At 42.1% G+C, this 16,818-nt stretch carries 26 protein-coding genes and 1 pseudogene; all 27 read left to right on the top strand.

Annotated features, from left to right (window positions below; genetic code table 11):
* Nucleotides 1-483: a GNAT family N-acetyltransferase gene (locus tag QP794_RS03445; protein WP_285074918.1), complete on the top strand. Its 483-nt coding sequence runs from the start codon at nt 1-3 to the stop codon at nt 481-483.
* An 89-nt stretch (nt 484-572) separates the two neighbouring features.
* Nucleotides 573-1,076, top strand: a complete 504-nt coding sequence (locus QP794_RS03440) for a DUF4188 domain-containing protein (RefSeq protein WP_285074916.1) — start codon at nt 573-575, stop codon at nt 1,074-1,076.
* 56 nt (nt 1,077-1,132) lie between these two features.
* Nucleotides 1,133-1,645 (top strand): hypothetical protein, encoded by a 513-nt coding sequence (locus tag QP794_RS03435; protein WP_285074915.1) that lies wholly within the window; start codon nt 1,133-1,135, stop codon nt 1,643-1,645.
* Nucleotides 1,646-2,024: 379 nt separating this feature from the next.
* Nucleotides 2,025-2,321: a hypothetical protein gene (locus QP794_RS03430; RefSeq protein ID WP_285074914.1), complete on the top strand. Its 297-nt coding sequence runs from the start codon at nt 2,025-2,027 to the stop codon at nt 2,319-2,321.
* A 32-nt stretch (nt 2,322-2,353) separates the two neighbouring features.
* Nucleotides 2,354-2,710 (top strand): immunity protein Imm33 domain-containing protein, encoded by a 357-nt coding sequence (locus tag QP794_RS03425; protein ID WP_285074913.1) that lies wholly within the window; start codon nt 2,354-2,356, stop codon nt 2,708-2,710.
* A 47-nt stretch (nt 2,711-2,757) separates the two neighbouring features.
* Nucleotides 2,758-3,117, top strand: coding sequence for a hypothetical protein (locus tag QP794_RS03420; protein WP_285074911.1), 360 nt, complete (start codon nt 2,758-2,760; stop codon nt 3,115-3,117).
* A gap of 241 nt (nt 3,118-3,358) precedes the next feature.
* Nucleotides 3,359-3,529 carry a hypothetical protein gene (locus QP794_RS03415; protein ID WP_285074910.1) on the top strand — a complete coding sequence of 57 codons (171 nt, stop codon included), beginning with the start codon at nt 3,359-3,361 and terminating at the stop codon, nt 3,527-3,529.
* Between the two features lie 29 nt (nt 3,530-3,558).
* Nucleotides 3,559-4,044, top strand: a complete 486-nt coding sequence (locus QP794_RS03410) for a YcxB family protein (protein ID WP_285074908.1) — start codon at nt 3,559-3,561, stop codon at nt 4,042-4,044.
* Between the two features lie 450 nt (nt 4,045-4,494).
* A pseudogene (locus tag QP794_RS03405) lies at nt 4,495-4,578 on the top strand (hypothetical protein); the annotation flags it as partial.
* Between the two features lie 168 nt (nt 4,579-4,746).
* Nucleotides 4,747-4,992, top strand: a complete 246-nt coding sequence (locus tag QP794_RS03400; protein WP_285075227.1) for a hypothetical protein — start codon at nt 4,747-4,749, stop codon at nt 4,990-4,992.
* A 24-nt stretch (nt 4,993-5,016) separates the two neighbouring features.
* Nucleotides 5,017-5,394 carry a MerR family transcriptional regulator gene (locus tag QP794_RS03395; RefSeq protein ID WP_285074907.1) on the top strand — a complete coding sequence of 126 codons (378 nt, stop codon included), beginning with the start codon at nt 5,017-5,019 and terminating at the stop codon, nt 5,392-5,394.
* Nucleotides 5,395-5,426: 32 nt separating this feature from the next.
* On the top strand, nt 5,427-6,065 hold the full coding sequence (locus QP794_RS03390; protein ID WP_285074906.1) for a Type 1 glutamine amidotransferase-like domain-containing protein: 639 nt from the start codon (nt 5,427-5,429) through the stop codon (nt 6,063-6,065).
* Between the two features lie 19 nt (nt 6,066-6,084).
* On the top strand, nt 6,085-6,702 hold the full coding sequence (locus QP794_RS03380) for a GNAT family N-acetyltransferase (RefSeq protein WP_483311866.1): 618 nt from the start codon (nt 6,085-6,087) through the stop codon (nt 6,700-6,702).
* A gap of 58 nt (nt 6,703-6,760) precedes the next feature.
* Nucleotides 6,761-7,564 (top strand): inositol monophosphatase family protein, encoded by an 804-nt coding sequence (locus tag QP794_RS03375; protein WP_285075203.1) that lies wholly within the window; start codon nt 6,761-6,763, stop codon nt 7,562-7,564.
* The gene (locus QP794_RS03370; protein ID WP_285074905.1) at nt 7,564-8,415 is read left to right on the top strand and encodes a GNAT family N-acetyltransferase; all 852 of its coding nucleotides are present in this window, start codon (nt 7,564-7,566) and stop codon (nt 8,413-8,415) included. Before QP794_RS03375 ends, QP794_RS03370 begins: the two co-directional genes overlap by 1 nt.
* Before the next feature lie 28 nt (nt 8,416-8,443).
* The gene (locus tag QP794_RS03365) at nt 8,444-9,004 is read left to right on the top strand and encodes an HD domain-containing protein (RefSeq protein ID WP_285074904.1); all 561 of its coding nucleotides are present in this window, start codon (nt 8,444-8,446) and stop codon (nt 9,002-9,004) included.
* Nucleotides 9,005-9,079: 75 nt separating this feature from the next.
* Complete coding sequence (locus QP794_RS03360) at nt 9,080-9,529, top strand: NUDIX hydrolase (protein ID WP_285074903.1); 450 nt, start codon at nt 9,080-9,082, stop codon at nt 9,527-9,529.
* A 239-nt stretch (nt 9,530-9,768) separates the two neighbouring features.
* Nucleotides 9,769-9,927, top strand: coding sequence for a hypothetical protein (locus QP794_RS03355; protein WP_173405199.1), 159 nt, complete (start codon nt 9,769-9,771; stop codon nt 9,925-9,927).
* Between the two features lie 109 nt (nt 9,928-10,036).
* On the top strand, nt 10,037-10,813 hold the full coding sequence (locus tag QP794_RS03350) for a hypothetical protein (protein WP_285074901.1): 777 nt from the start codon (nt 10,037-10,039) through the stop codon (nt 10,811-10,813).
* Nucleotides 10,814-10,878: 65 nt separating this feature from the next.
* A complete protein-coding gene (locus tag QP794_RS03345; RefSeq protein ID WP_285074900.1) occupies nt 10,879-11,571 on the top strand; it encodes a hypothetical protein in 693 nt (230 codons plus the stop codon).
* A 79-nt stretch (nt 11,572-11,650) separates the two neighbouring features.
* Nucleotides 11,651-12,073 carry a hypothetical protein gene (locus QP794_RS03340; protein WP_285074898.1) on the top strand — a complete coding sequence of 141 codons (423 nt, stop codon included), beginning with the start codon at nt 11,651-11,653 and terminating at the stop codon, nt 12,071-12,073.
* Between the two features lie 295 nt (nt 12,074-12,368).
* Nucleotides 12,369-12,929, top strand: a complete 561-nt coding sequence (locus tag QP794_RS03335; protein ID WP_285074897.1) for a GNAT family N-acetyltransferase — start codon at nt 12,369-12,371, stop codon at nt 12,927-12,929.
* A gap of 112 nt (nt 12,930-13,041) precedes the next feature.
* The gene (locus tag QP794_RS03330; protein WP_285074896.1) at nt 13,042-13,542 is read left to right on the top strand and encodes a PH domain-containing protein; all 501 of its coding nucleotides are present in this window, start codon (nt 13,042-13,044) and stop codon (nt 13,540-13,542) included.
* Entirely contained in the window at nt 13,539-15,074 is a 1,536-nt protein-coding gene (locus tag QP794_RS03325; RefSeq protein ID WP_285074894.1) for a PH domain-containing protein, read from the top strand. Before QP794_RS03330 ends, QP794_RS03325 begins: the two co-directional genes overlap by 4 nt.
* 286 nt (nt 15,075-15,360) lie before the next feature.
* Nucleotides 15,361-15,723, top strand: coding sequence for a DUF3139 domain-containing protein (locus QP794_RS03320; protein ID WP_285074893.1), 363 nt, complete (start codon nt 15,361-15,363; stop codon nt 15,721-15,723).
* 11 nt (nt 15,724-15,734) lie between these two features.
* Nucleotides 15,735-16,514 carry a Cof-type HAD-IIB family hydrolase gene (locus QP794_RS03315; RefSeq protein ID WP_285074892.1) on the top strand — a complete coding sequence of 260 codons (780 nt, stop codon included), beginning with the start codon at nt 15,735-15,737 and terminating at the stop codon, nt 16,512-16,514.
* Nucleotides 16,515-16,617: 103 nt separating this feature from the next.
* Nucleotides 16,618-16,788: a YHYH domain-containing protein gene (locus QP794_RS03310; protein ID WP_285074891.1), complete on the top strand. Its 171-nt coding sequence runs from the start codon at nt 16,618-16,620 to the stop codon at nt 16,786-16,788.
* Nucleotides 16,789-16,818: the final 30 nt, after the last annotated feature.

Genomic DNA, 16,818 nt, shown 5'->3' with positions numbered 1-16,818 from the left:
ATGGAAAAACGGATTATCCTCGCCCCATATCATGAGAAGTACGATCAAGACTTGGCTAATTTTTCACTGAGTGATGAACAGGTTCAATTTACTGCAATGCCTGCGCAAGTGATTGAGGAGGCACTCCAAAATCCGAACAAATATCCGGTGGTGATTTTGAATGATGAGACACTAGTTGGTTTCTTCATATTACATAAGCATTCTGAATACGTAGAGGAAAGGGATTATTCCCGAAAGATACTGGTACGCGCGCTATCCATTACGATGAAACATCAGGGGAACGGGCATGCATTGGCTGCGATGAGGGCTCTGCCTGAATTGGTTAAGCAGCTTGATCCGAAGGTCGATGAAATTATTTTAGCTGTGAATGAGGGGAATATTGCGGCACAAAAGCTGTATCTGAAAGTAGGTTTTCTGGATATGGGCGAGCGGAAAATGGGCATTCATGGTCTTCAATTGATTTTGCAATATAGAATGGAGTAGGGCCCGGGAATACGGTAATGCCAATATCATCAAGCACAATACACTCCGAACGGGCACTAATTATATATTTGATAAAAAGGAGGAGTCACATGGCGAACATACACAAGGGAAGATATTCAGCTGAGATCGATGGAGAATTTGTTGTTTTTATTATTGGAATGAGAGTTAATCGCCTATGGGCCATACATAAGTGGTTGCCTGTTTTTAAATCCATGGGCCCGATGATCAAAGAACTGTACATGAACCCAGATACCGGGTTTCTGGGGACGGAATTTTTTATGAGCTGGCGTGGAGTGACCCTGCTGCAATATTGGAGATCTTATGATGAATTGGAGAAATACGCACGGGGTGGCCTGCACCTGGAGGCATGGAAACGATTTAACCAATCCGTTGGATCGGATGGAAGCGTAGGGATTTATCATGAAACCTATAAATCTCAACCCGGTTCATATGAGACCATATATGCGAATATGCCCAAATTTGGATTGGCTAAAGTGTCTAACCATGTTCCAGCGACAGGCAGGAAAGAAACGTCCAGACGTAGAATGGGTGGAGAGAATGATCCGGCAGTAGAAACACCAAAGAATCCTTAACATATGATTAGTGAATTTCGAATGTACAATCATCGCAAGTAGAGAGGAGCATGTTATTGAAAGTTAAAGTCAAACCAGAAGATTTAGGTTCTGAGCAGCTTAGTTGGCTGTGTGTCCAACCGATGTTGATCTCCGTTCGTGGTAAAGATGTTGCAGCAAAGGTAGAGGTATATCGGCAATTACATGAAGGACAACAAGCGATATTTTTGTTCTATTCCTATCATAACCATACGAAGAGCTTGGCGGAGTTTTATTGGTTTTCGGCGTACAACATTATCGACATGAAGAGCTGGAATGGAATAAGGACCGGGATGCGCTATTTTAACCAAAATGAAATGGTGACTCTGTTGGATGACATCGAGCGTTTGATTACAGATACAAATAAAGTTGGAGACACATGGCGTGAGGTCTTGCCCACGGACTTGGAGAAAGACCCGATCCTGCTTCAAAAAACGGAAGAACTATATGCTAAATATCGAGCCACGGCTCAGGAAGTTATTTTACACATAAATGAAATAATTCGGCAAAATCAGGAGATGTATCTGGAGAACACGGAGATCAACACCTAAAGTAATTTGAAAAAATAACGAGTGATCATTTCATGAAATCTCCAGGGGATCTGCTATTTAGCATCAGGTGTGGATAAAGGATTTAGGAGAACTACTCTTCATGGAGTAGTTCTTTTTTTGTGATTTTGAAGGCGAAACTATGCTGCTGTAATTCTAAATTCTTCTAACATAACAAGTACTGCACACAATTCAATTCTATTTCTATGCTAGAATGGATAGCAGGAAAAAAGCGGAATAATTAAACAACATACTGAAGTAAGCAAGGGGAACGAAGATGGACAAAGAAGAGATTTTGGAGTTGTACGGCTTAGATCCAGATACCAAACACAGGTAGCATATCAGGGAGTTGTTGCAGCAAGAGATCGAGAATCATGAAGCAGTGGATAATAAGTATCTCAAAACCTTATGTGTTATGTTATTCTGCATCGGAAATGTAGAGGACACTGGGCTGATCTGGAAGGCAAAACGCAAGAATCAGGATACAGGCAGTTATATTGATGTGCAGCTTCTATGTGGTTCCGGTTATGAGAAGACAGTTACTTATCTGGAACAGAAGCACGAGGAGCAAACAGGAGAACAGTTAGGCTATCTTAGACAGTGCGAGTCATATGACTTTATTGATTTTTCCAAAGAGGAATGGGTCTCTAACTATAAACAATATTATGAACTGCTTTAGTCATATCCAACACATGAGAAATGAGATGATCAATGATGACAAATACGGCTTCTATCCAGGAACAGATGCAGATGTGCCAGAAATACAGTGCCGACTATGTGCCCAGCGAATTGCACCATAAGATTGGAATCGCTTGGAACGTCAAAGAAAAGTTGGAACCGATCCATGGAATGCGTATTCAGCCCGAGGGAGATACAACCGGATGGTATATTTGGGCAGAAGAATATTCGGATGCAGATGATTTTTTTGTACCTTTACATGTAACACACATCGATGACTGGGACCTGAAAATCAAGAAGTACCTCGGACTTGCGCCGGGATGGCGGTTTGTGATTGCAGAAGATTATGAGGATGTATGGTTTGACGAGCAGTTGCAGAGCAGGACATAAGTAGAGCAACCAACGAGTTTAAATGGAACTTTGAAAGGAGTCAAACAATGCCAAGTGTGCATGATAACAAAGTAGATAGTTATAAAGCAAATAGGATAAGTAAATTAACCATGGCTATTAGTGTTGTAGTTATCATACTTGCCATTCTGGCTTATACCAATCCAAGCAGAACAGATTTTTATAAATGGCTCGAAAACGAGCATGGTATACATGCCTCCTACGATGTCATTGCGGGAACGACATATACTCAGATCATGAACGGTCAGGAAAAGAGTCTTATTTTCAGAAGCGGACATATACAGCATGTGGGGATTTATACAACGTATGATGAGCTTTATACGGATGCCGAAGGCAATGAAATTAGAATCAAAACCATAGGCATATTGAAAATGTTCTTTAAAAGATAGTTGGTTGCTGTGTTCAGATGTTGGAAGTTGGAAAGCATTTATCGACATACCACGCTTTTGTATGATGCAAGCATGCAGAGCAGCGTGGTTTTTGTGTTGAACAGAAGAAGTAAGGAGGAGGAGGATTACACTATTTGGTTCATTCGCAAATTCCACATTATGGGTTATGATGTACCTACAGAGAAAATTTAACATACATATGAACTTTTTTGGATTAGCGTATTCCAGTGGGAGGGATAGATTGAAAGCTATTTTCCTTGATTTCTATGGGACAGTTGTTCATGAAGATGATGATATTCTTCCCATTATTCACTATTTTATTAAGATGGACAAACACTGGCTGGATAATTCGACATATAATCGCGCTGCTTGTCAGGAGGAGCTAGAGAAGATTTTGAAAGGTTCACTTTGAGATACTAAAGAACGGAGGAAACTAGAAACATGATTCAAATTCACTTAACCGAAGAAGATTATTGGCAAATGAACAAATTCGCGATGATTAAACTGTATGGGAAAGGTATGCTGATTGCTGTGTGTCTTCTGCCTGTAGCGATTGCAATTATTTTTAGACAGCTGGATTATTCATGGGTGCAAAGTATAATTATCGCTCTGATTAGTAGTGTGTTTGCTAATACAATGACTTACGTGCGAACCAAGCGGAAAATTAAGAAGTTGGCACGTGAGAGCAAAGGGATACTGGGTGACCAAAAGCTTGAAATTACGGAGCAGGAAATTCGCTGGAGTAATGATATGACTGCAGGTACCACACAGTGGAAAGGTCTGGAAAGTTTCAGTGAAACGAAGCAATATTTTTATATATTCATTAATAAGGCGAGTGCGCATGTCATTCCCAAAAGATCTTTTGAAACTGAAGATGAAGCTGCTCATTTTGCAAAACAGGTCAAAGCGTATATGAAAGCTGCCTAAAGTTAATCTTGAGCAGGATTAAAGTAAAAGTACGAGATTTCTTAGCACGGTAATACAATACATAACGGAGGTTTATTTTCATGTTATTTCTCGAGGCAACACTAATCGTCATTACCGCTATATTGTTCATCGTAGGTGTAAGGAGCAAACGTAAAACATTGGTCAGATGGGGGATAGGGAGTTTAACTTTGTTGATTGTACTTTTTATTCCATCTTTTGTTAACGGATTTGTGGAGGGGTTTTCCTCTGGTTGGTCGGCAAAGTAAATCTGGATGAATTCAAAAGGTATGGAGGTTTATCCGGTGTTTTTGAAAAAGGATTTGTGCTATCTGTATGATACAGTCGGCCTTAAGCATTACGTTCAGAATTAGGAGGAGCCTGTGGAAATCACATTTATTCGTCATGGTCACGCTGAACATTTGCTTAATTATCCTCATCAGCTAAATCACTTTGCATCCGGGACTTACTGAACAAGGAAAGAGGCAGGCGACTGAATTACGAAAGCAGATTAAAATCTTATCGGAAGACGTAGTTTTGGTGAGTCCTACGAAACGAACGATAGAAACGGCACTCCTCTTAACATCAGGCGATAAACTGACAGTCTGTCCACTCGTTGGCCCGAGAATATACCCTCAAAGCCCGAAGTTCCCCGTTCTGCGCTGTGATCAGATCTATTCAAAAGATGAATTAAATGCTCAGTACATGGGGCTACGAATTCTTGATTTTGAACTTGATTGCTGGGTGGGTGGAATTAATCGAATGGAAGAACATCAATTTGCGGTTTATGCTGGACAGCTAATTCAATGGTGCAGAGAGCACGGCGAGAGAACTTTTATCATTTCACATGATGGTACGATAACGAGTTACAGAGCGTTCCTTGGAGAGCAGGGGTTAACCCGAACTGACTTTCTCGGTGAAGCGGGTCATTACACGATTAGAGATCTGTAAGCAAAAATAGAAGGTAGGGATTCCGTGAAATCTATTCCATTTTCCATCTTAATAGCCAGTGCAATCTTGGGCATATCGTTTATTGTTGGCTGCCTGTTGCTATCAAATCAGGGGAGAGCTAATGAAGCGGCTCAGGCAATGGAGCAGGAAGTGCCGAACAACAACAAACCATTAATGACGATCCAAGAAACGGCGGAGTATCTGAGTATGACTAAAGAACAGGTGATGGACATTATTAAGGCCGAACAAGGAAGTTTCTCGGCATCCGGTTTCTTTGAAGGAAAAATGTTTCCTTTCATCAAGGTTCAAGGTCAATTTTTGGTTAGTAAAATCGAGTTGGAATTGTGGGCTCAAGATGCATCTTCAAGTCATAGAAGATATATTAATGGGCAGATGCAGTAGTGCTATGGAAATTAAAAAAGGGAGAAATTCAGATGACCAAGCTGGTTTTGTTAAGTGATTTATATTTCGAATCAAATCAAAAATTAAATCAGAGAATAATGAGCTTGTTCAACTCTGACCAGCCTTCCATCGGTTATGTACCTTCGTGTTCTGACCCGGATAGAAGATATTTCGAGCTTACGAGCGGTTTCTATAATCGACTGGGAATCGAAACGATTGATTATTATGATCTGGACCTGGAGTACGAGGAAAGCAGATTCAATACGATTTTTGAAAACGATGCGATTCATTTATCTGGAGGGAATACATTCTTTTTTCTAAGTTTACTACAGAAGAGAAATGCAAGGGGATTGTTGCGTTCGTATGTGAACAAGGGCGGCATTCTGATTGGAGTTAGCGCAGGCAGTATTCTAACTACACCAACGATTGAAATGGCCGGATATGGCAAAGATGCGGACGAGAACCATGTTGGATTAATGGACAAGCAGGCTCTGGCGCTCGTTGATTTTGAATTTTCACCCCATTGGGATGGCTCTGACGAAACTCTGGATTCATTAAGAGATTACGCGCTTACCAACTCGACAACAATCTATGCTTGCAAAGATGGTGCTGGGATCGTTGTTGATGGTGAAGTAGTAGAGTTATATGGCGATGTACGTCTTATAAACTGAAAAATAAGGTGGGTCTACAATGAGTGAAATCACTGTATATCATTATGATGCTTTTTCGAAGGTTCCTGGTAAAGGAAATCCGGCCGGAGTCGTTTTTCATGCCGATTCGCTCAGTGAGGAAACGATGCAGCAGATTGCGCTTAAGGTCGGCTTTAATGAAACGGTCTTCGGTAGATCATTGATGTTAAAGATTGTTGATATTAGGCAAAAGCCGGATATGCTGCAGGCAGCTGTACACTATATTTGGAAGCAGTGGGGCTCGCAATCGAGCTACCATTTTTATCGGGATTGCATAGAACGTTCCGTTGAAACTGAGAGCGATGTGCCCCGATTTTATGTACTGTTGGATGGCGACAGGATTGTTGGAGGATATGCTCTGTTACGAAGTGATTTGAATAGCCGGCAGGATCTGTTCCCTTGGTTTGCGTGCCTTCATGTTGATCCCAAATACCGGGGCCAGAACTTGGGTGGGCAGCTACAGAATCATGCGATTAACGAGGTGAAGGCGAAGGGGTACGACAAGCTGTATTTATGCACCGATTTGACGGACTATTATGAAAAAAATAACTGGGCGTATATCGGTAAAGGATATTTGCTTGATGATGAAGAGACTTGGATCTATGAAATTTGCATATAAAGGCGCACTTATATAAAAAAACAAATGAGAGATACGGATCAAGTAACCGAACGGAGTGATGGTCATCGAACAAACCATTCATATAGCCCAAGAGATTGCGGAGAGAGTCGTTCGAAGAGCAGGGAAAGTTGCCCAAGATCATTTTGATCAGATCACCTGTGCAGAGGAGAAGGGCATCTTTGGCGATGTAGTTACTGCAGTTGATCATGAAGCAGAGCGGATAATATGTGATGCAATTAGCATTAGATTCCCCGATCATGAGATCCAAAGTGAAGAGCGGGGGCATAACGGCCAGAAGAGTGACTGGCTGTGGATGATTGATCCGTTAGACGGAACAAACAACTTTGCCATTGGTCTACCGATATTTTCCGTCTCCATTACATTAATGTATCGTTCAGAACCCGTTCTCGGGGTTATTTACGAACCTCTGGTGGATCGTTTGTTTGTGGCATCCCGCGGGAATGGAGCAAGTTGTAATCTGAACCCTATGAAAGTCCAAAAGAAAGAGCAGATTCATAAAGGGACCATTGGCTGGATTCAGGGGCATCAGGTGCAAAATGAGGAGAAGGCTGTACGGCTACGTCAGCATCTGGATGTCCGCTTCAAACGAATGATGCGATTATGGGCTCCAACCTTACAGTGGTGCATGTTAGCTAAGGGGGATGTTGACGGCATTGTGCTCTACAATTCGGTAGGAGACGATTTGTATTCAGGCATATTAATGGCGAAAGAAGCAGGTGCCATAGTTATGGATTTTGAAGGTAATCCCTTTGAAGGTATGAATTCAGAGCCGTATCTGATTGCTTGCCATCCGGATCAACGTGATTATTTCTTGAGTGTCGTTCGGGAGGGAATGAACTGATGATTAGCGAGCTTATGAAGCATGAATTCTATAAGGTGATGCACTTCACGGACTTTAACAGGAATATTGAGGTGAAGGCTGTGGCATCTGGGTTGAATCCTGGCCGGATCTACGTTGATGATGCAGCGAATATCACAGCAGCTTTAATTTGGGTGAAGGGACAAAACGGTTTTCAGTTGATCGGAAACGCCCAAAGTAAACCCTTTCTGAACGATTTGGAAGAGTTCATGAAAGAACATATAGAATCTGAATTATTAAGATTAAATATCCATACAGTCGAAGTAGGTGTGGTAGATAAAAGATGGGAAGATGTGCTTCATCATATGGCCGCGAATAAAGAACTCCATAGCGATATTCAGCATGTATTCACAATGGATTCAACCGAAGGAATGATTGAACATCGAAGTCATCAAGCAATACATGAAGGGTATCCTTCTCAGAATGAGGTCGTCAGGCTTCTAAGATTAGACGAGACATTACTGAAAGTTGGAAAGTTCAATAATCTGTCTTTTCTAAAGGATAAAGTCTCGCGATTTTGGGATAACATGGATAATTTCTTGGAACATGGCTTTGGATACATTGCAGTACACAACGAGGATATCGCGAGTGTTTGCTTTTCGGCGTTTATATCAGATCAGTGGCATGCAATTGATATTGAAACTATCGAAGCCTACAAGAAAAATAATTATGGCAAGTGGGTAGCGCGGGCTTTTGTAGAAGAATGCAGGAATAAAGGTATCCAGCCGTATTGGGACTGCTCCCCAGATAATGCAGGTTCAATCCGTATGGCAGAGGGGGTGGGTATGTCACTGAACTTTGATTACAGAGTTTACTGGTATAATCTCTCCTGAAGGATTTGGAAAAAACACTGGGAGGAGAATGATCGTGAACGAATTGCAGGAACAGATCCAATTTCTTATTGAAATCGATAAACTGAAAACGATTGAACGAAAAACGAGAATTATCCATGGTGACAGACTTGAAAATGATGCGGAGCATTCCTGGCATCTGGCGATGATTGCCTTGATTTTACAGAGTCATTCCAACAAAGAGGTGGATATTCTCAAAGTCATTAAGATGCTTCTTGTTCATGACCTCGTTGAGATCGATGCCGGAGATACTTTTGCCTATGATACGGTAGGGCATACGGATAAATATGACCCCGAGATTAAGGCTGCCCATCGATTGTTCGGGATATTGCCTGAGGAGCAGGCCCAAGAATTGTTGAACCTGTGGCTGGAGTTCGAGGCAAAGGAGACCAATGAAGCGCAGTTTGCCTCGTCGATGGATCGGTTGCAGCCGTTGATCCACAATCATCAGAATGAGGGAGATACGTGGCAGAAATACAATATTACAAGTGAACAGGTGTTAAACAGAAATCGAGAGATTGCGAACGGTTCCGAAACATTGTGGACGTACGCACAGCAAATTATCCAGTAGACAATGGGATTTTGACAAAATCCAAGTCATAGAGACACGTTGAACTTATCTGATTCAAGACGGGGGAGAATCTTTATGGGATATATCATGGAGTTGAGAAAGCTGGTGGGTTCGCGCCCTCTAATCATGGCTGGTTCATGTGTGTTGGTTTTCAATGAGCAGGGCCATCTGCTATTGCAAAGACGTACAGATAGTCTGGATTGGGGAACCCTTGGCGGATCATTGGAACCGGGAGAATCGTTGGAGGAAGCTGCTGCCCGTGAATTATATGAGGAAGCTGGATTGAGAGCGAGTGCATATAAACTCATTACCGTTTTTTCAGGTCAGGACATGTATTACAAGTATCCGCATGGAGATGAGGTGTATAATGTCATGGCTGTCTATGAAGCTACTGAAATTCAGGGTGAACCAACCGTCATGGATGACGAAGGACTGGAACTGCGTTATTTTGATCTGAGCATGCCCATCCCAGAGATTAATCCATTCACGGAATATGTGCTGAAAAAAGCGGGATATATTAACTAAGAGTAGTGAACGTATTCAATAGAATAAGGCTTCAGTAAAGTCTTCCAGCCGGATCTCGGGGGAAGATTTTTTGATTTCAATGATTAGAATTCAGCCTATCAACAATGAGGAATTTGATTGAAGAAAGTAAAGTAAGGTAAAATATGCTAAAATAGGCTGGGGAATTAATAAGTTGGTATATATATAAATCATGATGATCATATGAATTTTGAATTCATTACGGATAAAAAGGAGGAAGTATGATGAGTTTTTCATTCATTTCGACATTTGCAGTTTTATTTAATTTGGTATTATTCGGATTGGGCGTATATGCTCTTATTTTATTTATCAAACTTGCGAAACGTGGGATTCAGGCGCTGGATATTTATTTATATGAGAAACGAGGAGAACGGTTCTAACCTGTAGAAATATCACTCAACAATAGAATTATCATTTTTCTCTCAGTGTTTTATTGTTGCTCTATTGATATGATTAACTCATCATTCAACTAAAGAGAGGGTAATTGACATGGATACTTTTTTAGAGCAAATCAACGAGTTGCAAGAGCTTCAAAAGGATTTGGTCAGTATACATCCCTTATTCAGAGAGCATTATCCTGTGGTTGTGGCATATGAAACTTTATTATATATTTACGATTATTCGTCCAAGACGAAGCAATATGAATGGGTGAAAACCGTTCCGGATGATCTGAATATTCCCGATGAATGCTTGGCGGCATTTCCGGTGCATCACATGGATGAGCGAATATGCGCAGTTGTGACAGATGCGGCGTTCCAAAATTTTGAGCAGAAAGTTTACCTCTTTCATGAGTTTGTCCATTGTTACGTATATGAACAGTATCGCGACATTAGTGACCGACTTGAGATCAAACGTAAGATGGAGCAGATCAAACGTGTAACATGGGAACTGGATTATGAGTTTCCTTATGACAATGAGATCGTTGTTCAGCGGATCACTTCGTTGCTGTCAGCCCTGAAGAGTAAGGATCTCTTGCAAGTCAAAGCGGCAAGAGTGGACCTGTTTAGCTCTTTGAGTGAAGAACAAGGGGAGTACTTCAACTGGCTGGAGTGGAACGAGGGTTACGCGAGATATATGGAGAATCGGATTCGGGTGAAATTGGGACTGGATATCAATCATCTTGGGGACTCAGCCCCGTTTAATCGTCTTGTTTTCTATGAATGCGGGTCGGAATACATAAACCTGCTCGTTAATGAACAGCCGGATCTTCATACGGATTTGGAGCAGCTATTTGAGACAATACAAACGGAGCGAGTGCAGGGTTGAGCATAGACTACATTGATTTTCTTTTGTATGTGTAGCAGATTTTGCGAAAAAAGGAGAATATCTCTATGCCACTGCCAATGGTTCATTTAAATGTTGCTGTTCTTTTTGCTGAAACCTTGCATGGACATGTAGAACGAGGCCCGTTCTATCTGGGAAATGTCGCACCTGACTCTATTCATATGCGCGAGGGTTGGACAAGAGCGGATAAGGAAACCACTCATTTCAACCCTAAAGATAAGAATGAAGGACAGTACGTTGAGCAACTAAAAGAACGTTATTCAACCTACATTCAACAGCACGCAGATGAGGGATGGAAGTGGTTCGTGCGGGGCTATTTTATGCATGTCCTGACAGACTTTTACTGGTTCCGTAGTGTTCATCCGCAATTTGTGGAGCAGGTCACTCTTACGGATCAAAATTCGGGTATAACCCGAACCAAGGATGAACTTGGGCGTCTGTATTACCAGGAGACGGATCAGATTGATTTTAACCTTTATCAACAGGCGAGTTGGAGTGAGGAAGTCTGGCAGATGCTTGAGGTTGCGCCTGGCTATGATGTTGCTGATCTGTTAAAAACAGAGGAGATTTTGCGCTGGCGGGATCGTACATTTTCCTTTTTTAATGAAAGCGCCAACGAACCCGGTATAGTTCCCAAATTCATTACGGATGTAAAGATACGTACTTTCGTGGCCGATACCGCCCAGCGTTTAAACGTGCTGCTCCAAGGATGGGACTCCGAGTTGCGGTATACAACATAAGCATCTAGAGCTAAATCTAGATAATTACGTAGAGAGTTTACGCTCATGTTCTGAGTAAGAATCGGAGGTATATATGCTAATGAAAAAAGCAGGGATTATCTTAGCTCTCTTCGCGATGCTCCTTGCAGCCTGTAACCCTCCAATTGAAACTAATTCTAGTCCGAAAGAAGCTCTGCCTTCGCTCATTACATTAACCTGCAACCCGAACTTCACGATTGAAGCGTGTGAGGGTGTGAAAATCGAAGATCCGGTTGAGATTGGAATCATAATCGAAGCTATAAATAAAGCGGAGCGTATATCAGGAAGTCTTGATTATAGCGTGGAGTACAAGATGAACTTAACAGATGCAGATGGCGCCTTAACCAAGTATGATTTTTCCATAGGAAAAGATCCCAAGCAGTCAGCCCTTCTGGTCAACCATGAGGATACCCACGTAGGATATATCATACCCATCGAGAATTCAAACCAGGTAAGGAAATTGATCGAGAGTCATACAGACTAACATATAAGCCTACTGATTACATCGTTAAGTCAGTTTACTATATAGGTTTAACAAAAAATTTACACGATAACGGAGAGGACAAAAAAACCTGAAGAAGTGGAGCTAAAAGCTTTCTGAAAGAAAGCTGCATCGGAAGCATACGCTTCGCCTTTATCCCCGGATTTTCCCCTTTGAAAAAGGGAATCCAAAAAATCTGGGGATAACAGCGATCGGAAGGTTGTTCTGTCATCGCAGTGGCAAGTGTAAATAACCTTTAGTTAAATTTATATAGCTATCGAAACGGAGAGACGGTCATATGAGTCACCTGATTACCATTCAACCTTTAACATCATCGGATATGGAGAGTGCCTGCCAGGTATTCGAGACATCCATTACGAATGCATTTATGCAAGAGGGTCTGGGTGCCCTGCACGAAGACATTCGGGATGAAATAGAACACAAAAAAGCAATGCTTCACTCCGCTTTGCATCCTGACAACAATAAGGAATCGAGTGTCTTCTTTTTGCTCGCCAAAAGAGAAGAAACCGTCGTTGGCACCATTTCCTATGGTCCTTGCGGCGAGGAGATTCAAGAATGCACAAACAACCAATTGAACCGTATAGGAGAACTGGGTAGTCTCTACGTTTTGCCAGAGGTACAAGGTCAGGGGATTGGCTCTGCTCTTATTCAGGCCCTGGCTACTGAACTTCAGCGGCGTAAGATTACGCAATTTTGTCTGGATAGCGGCTACCGGACAGCGCAGCAGAAATGGCAGCGAAAGTTCGGAGAACCCTATGCCGTGGCAAAGAACTTTTGGGGTGAAGGTTCAGACCATATGGTATGGTTATGTGAAGTGAAGGATTTTGCTGCAAAATAAAATGACCCAGAGATGACGACTGTGCTGAACAGGAGTCATCTCTTTTACTAATTGAATCTTTCTGCATCGATAGAGGACTATTCTTCGTACAGTAAGAAAAAGGAGTGAATATATGCAGTACATACAGTGGAATACACCCGAGCAACGTTTATCCCCGAACGCCATAACTATATGGAGAATCAGTGCAATCATATCTAATGGAATAGGTCTGATTGTGCTTGCAGCACTGTTGGTTCTGGATTCCATTTATGGATGGAAGTCGTGGATTGGTTGGTTACTGTGGGGAGTAACTGCTATTTCGGTGCTGTATGCCGTGTGGGAGATTTTTATTCGACCTTCATTGTTATACAAGCATTGGTACTACGATGCGAATGAGGAGTTCTTGCAATTGAAACACGGGGCTCTGAAGAAGGTGCATCAGATCATTCCCATGGCGAAAGTACAATCGGTTACAACGAACCAAGGTCCCCTTTTGAGAAAATATGGCCTATATTCCGTATCGGTCGGCACGATGGGGTCATCTCATAACATCCCGGCGTTGCCGGAGGAAGTGGCGCTTGAATTGCGCCATCAGATTGCATCCTATGCGAGGATTAACGAGGTGGATGAATGAACGAGACGAAAAGACAACACCCGTTAGCCATGCTCTGGAGTGTATGGAAACTGGTTAAAAATTCTTTTGCATTTATCGTTTTTTTATTTATTCTTCGTCATGGCTCGGCGTCCAAGTGGATTATGTATGGAAGAGTCGCCTTTTATGTGGCTATGACGTTTAGTGTAATAGCCATCATCTGGGGCTGGTTTACGTTACGTTATACCGCAGAGGATAAGGCTTTCCAGATCTACAGTGGAGTATTTAACCGCACAAGAAGAACGATACCCTTCACCAAAATTCAGAACGTGAACCGGCATACGTCGTTGTTTCATCGTTTGTTCAGAGTCACATCCATTCGTTTTGAGACGGGCATCAAGGGAGAAGATGCTACGTTTCAGCTGCAAGTCGTTTCGCTCTCGGAATCAGATCGGCTTGAAAAGATTGTAGCAGGACATATGTCGGAAGCAGATGCGACCAGTGATGTTATGGAACAACTCGTAGACTCAGAGAATCTGCCCGAAAACGTAACAACGGAGGAAGATACTCCAGTGCCTGTAAAAGAGGAGCTTGAACGGACTATACATTACCAGTCCACCCGTAAAGATATATTCAAAGCATCGTTCACCTCACTCAGCTTTCTGGTACTTATTCCGATTCTGGGGTCTCTCTATTCGTCGATAAAAGATTTCTTTCCCGATGAAAAAGTGACGGAGAGCATCGTATTAACGTGGCTGGATACCTGGTGGATTACCGCATTGATTATCTCAGGGCTTATCGCTGTTTCCATTACGCTTGGTATAATCAGAACCTTTGTGAAGTATGGTGATTTCCAAATATCCTCAGATCGCAAACGAATCTATATTACGAAGGGCATGTTGGAACAGACCGCATTTTCGATTCTGAAGGAACGAGTCCAGGCGGTGAAAATCACGCAGTCTCCGATGAAAAGGCTGTTAGGACTGGCAGAAGTAGAACTGACGACAGCAGGTGGTTTGGGAGAATCCGACCAGGAGGTTAACTCGCTCTATCCTTTTCTGCCTGTAAAGCAAGCTTACGATATGATCTCGGAGATTTTGCCATCCTATCAGGTTACAGAGGAGATGCAGAAGCTTCCACGAAAATCCTTATGGCTGCGCATGCTGATACCAAGCTGGGTGTGGATCATTGCTACAGGTTTACTGTTTTATTTCAAACCGGTGATTCTGGGACAGCATCAGGCGTGGTGGATGATTTCCGCTATTCTGTTACTATGGGTTGTCATATGCAGATTAGCTGATTTTTTCCATACACGCTACGTCCTGAATCAGAACTTTATTCAGTTGCGAACCGGCGCATTAACGTCAACATTATACATCTCTAAGCGTGAGAAAGTCATTGAGGTACAAATCACTCGGAATGTGCTGCAACGCTGGTTTGGTGTCGCTTCGATTCAAACGGTAAACCGTGCCAAACCTGTTCTGCATCACAACGTAAACGATATTTCGCTTGAAGCCGTAGAGGCGTTTCAGTTGTGGTATATGGAGCGGAGTCAGAACGTCCAGACTCGATAATGTAAAGGCAAGTGCAGGAAGACTACTAAGGTATCCTGCGAACTTGCCTTTTTTATTGAAGATCGATGCTAATTTCCATATAAACTGAAATAAACATTTACACGAGAACGGAGAGGTCAGAAATAACCTGAAGAAGCGGAGCGTTCGCCTTTATCTCCGGATTTTCCCCTTTGAAAATAGGAATCAAAAAAATCTGGGGATAACAGCGATCGGAAGGTTGTTCTGTCATCGGAGTGGCAAGTGTAAATATTCCGCAATTCAATTTATATAGCTTAGGAGGTATTTGATGGATAAGAGGAAAAAATACGTATTGGTAGGGATACTGACCATAATGGTTATTTTGGTACTAACCCCAGTTGTCTATGTGCAAGTAAACAAGCTGATTTATGCCCATAGAGTTACAGAATACTTAATTGAGGAAAAGAAATATACCCAAGAGGACATTGAATCCGTGGAAGGCATATGGAATGTTAAGCTTCCACCTTTTTCTGCCTTGGTTAAATTTAAAGATGAACCGGATGTTGAATATATTTATTTTGCTCATAATGAAGTCCTGCAATTTGGTCATCGTATCTCTGATGAAGCGAAAAAAAGAGGAAAAACCAAATCGGATCTGAAGCATATCGCACCAACAAATGACAGTGAGTAGGAGGTGTTCCATTGATTAAAATCGTATTTATGGACGTGGACGGTACGTTACTCAGTGAGAAGGATCGAAGTCTCTCGCCAAGTACAGAGGAAGCGATTCGAAATTTGGTTCGTAGGGGTATTCAGGTCGTACTGGTCACTGGTAGACCCTATAATTTATGCGGAGAGTTCAGGAAACTCGGAATAGATACCATAATTTCGGCTAACGGGGCATTGATCAAGAGCGGTGAAGAAGTGATACATAAATCGGTGCTTTCTGCACAGATGGTTAGAGAATTCAGTGAATTTGCCGAGATGAACAGAAGCAGTATTTCTTATTTTACAGAGTCATTAGAGATGAATGGATTATGTACAGCAGATGTGCGTGTCATCGATGCATTGAGAGATACGCTCGGTCTGATGGAGTATCCGTTGACAATCAGTTCTTTGGAACAAGAAGTGTATTGTATTTGTTTATATGCCGATCAAACAGAAGCGGAGAAATTCCATTACCAATTCCCTGCATTAAAATTCGTGAGGTTCCATCCTTATGTGTCTAACGTCATGGAAGAGAACGAAGTATCCAAATCGATAGCGGCAGGGAAAGTGCTCGCCCATCTGAATATATCGAGAGAGGAAGCGATGGCTTTTGGCGATGGTGAAAATGATATCGATCTGCTAGAGTACGTTGGGCTTGGCATTGCGATGGGAAATGGAGGAGAGCGCATCAAACAAAGTGCGGATTATGTCACACTGCGAGCAAGTGAGGATGGCATCACACACGCATTGAAGAAATTTGAAATCATAGAATAAGCAAATTTTGGAGTAATAAGGATATCCTAATTATGGGTTTTCATGTAGAATGATGGAGGAAGAATTAAGCCCTAAAGCATAGGGTGAGATCGAAGGGTGACGTATGAAAAAGGTTGTTATTGTAATTCTGTCTCTTGTCGTACTTATTGGTGTGTCTTCTTCTGCTTACGCCCATCCAGGCAGATTGGACAAAAATGGTGGACATAATTGTTCCACGAAATCCAAACAAAAGGGCCTATGTACAGGATACCATTATCACAAAAAGAAGAAATGAACATGAGTTCTGCAGGTAAACCCAGCCCTG

It is taken from the genome of Paenibacillus sp. UMB7766-LJ446, from assembly GCF_030226665.1.
Taxonomy (GTDB): domain Bacteria; phylum Bacillota; class Bacilli; order Paenibacillales; family Paenibacillaceae; genus Paenibacillus; species Paenibacillus vandeheii.
This window is presented reverse-complemented; position numbering and strand designations above follow the sequence as displayed.

Coding starts and splice junctions, on each gene's coding strand:
- QP794_RS03360 (WP_285074903.1), top strand. CDS start 9,080: ATGGGATATATCATGGAGTTGAGAAAGCTGGTGGGTTCGCGCCCTCTA.
- QP794_RS03370 (WP_285074905.1), top strand. CDS start 7,564: ATGATTAGCGAGCTTATGAAGCATGAATTCTATAAGGTGATGCACTTC.
- QP794_RS03350 (WP_285074901.1), top strand. CDS start 10,037: ATGGATACTTTTTTAGAGCAAATCAACGAGTTGCAAGAGCTTCAAAAG.
- QP794_RS03365 (WP_285074904.1), top strand. CDS start 8,444: ATGATCGTGAACGAATTGCAGGAACAGATCCAATTTCTTATTGAAATC.
- QP794_RS03340 (WP_285074898.1), top strand. CDS start 11,651: ATGAAAAAAGCAGGGATTATCTTAGCTCTCTTCGCGATGCTCCTTGCA.
- QP794_RS03320 (WP_285074893.1), top strand. CDS start 15,361: ATGGATAAGAGGAAAAAATACGTATTGGTAGGGATACTGACCATAATG.
- QP794_RS03345 (WP_285074900.1), top strand. CDS start 10,879: ATGCCACTGCCAATGGTTCATTTAAATGTTGCTGTTCTTTTTGCTGAA.
- QP794_RS03310 (WP_285074891.1), top strand. CDS start 16,618: ATGAAAAAGGTTGTTATTGTAATTCTGTCTCTTGTCGTACTTATTGGT.
- QP794_RS03335 (WP_285074897.1), top strand. CDS start 12,369: ATGAGTCACCTGATTACCATTCAACCTTTAACATCATCGGATATGGAG.
- QP794_RS03355 (WP_173405199.1), top strand. CDS start 9,769: ATGATGAGTTTTTCATTCATTTCGACATTTGCAGTTTTATTTAATTTG.
- QP794_RS03440 (WP_285074916.1), top strand. CDS start 573: ATGGCGAACATACACAAGGGAAGATATTCAGCTGAGATCGATGGAGAA.
- QP794_RS03445 (WP_285074918.1), top strand. CDS start 1: ATGGAAAAACGGATTATCCTCGCCCCATATCATGAGAAGTACGATCAA.
- QP794_RS03325 (WP_285074894.1), top strand. CDS start 13,539: ATGAACGAGACGAAAAGACAACACCCGTTAGCCATGCTCTGGAGTGTA.
- QP794_RS03425 (WP_285074913.1), top strand. CDS start 2,354: ATGATGACAAATACGGCTTCTATCCAGGAACAGATGCAGATGTGCCAG.
- QP794_RS03420 (WP_285074911.1), top strand. CDS start 2,758: ATGCCAAGTGTGCATGATAACAAAGTAGATAGTTATAAAGCAAATAGG.
- QP794_RS03410 (WP_285074908.1), top strand. CDS start 3,559: ATGATTCAAATTCACTTAACCGAAGAAGATTATTGGCAAATGAACAAA.
- QP794_RS03375 (WP_285075203.1), top strand. CDS start 6,761: ATGGTCATCGAACAAACCATTCATATAGCCCAAGAGATTGCGGAGAGA.
- QP794_RS03390 (WP_285074906.1), top strand. CDS start 5,427: ATGACCAAGCTGGTTTTGTTAAGTGATTTATATTTCGAATCAAATCAA.
- QP794_RS03330 (WP_285074896.1), top strand. CDS start 13,042: ATGCAGTACATACAGTGGAATACACCCGAGCAACGTTTATCCCCGAAC.
- QP794_RS03380 (WP_483311866.1), top strand. CDS start 6,085: ATGAGTGAAATCACTGTATATCATTATGATGCTTTTTCGAAGGTTCCT.
- QP794_RS03400 (WP_285075227.1), top strand. CDS start 4,747: ATGGGGCTACGAATTCTTGATTTTGAACTTGATTGCTGGGTGGGTGGA.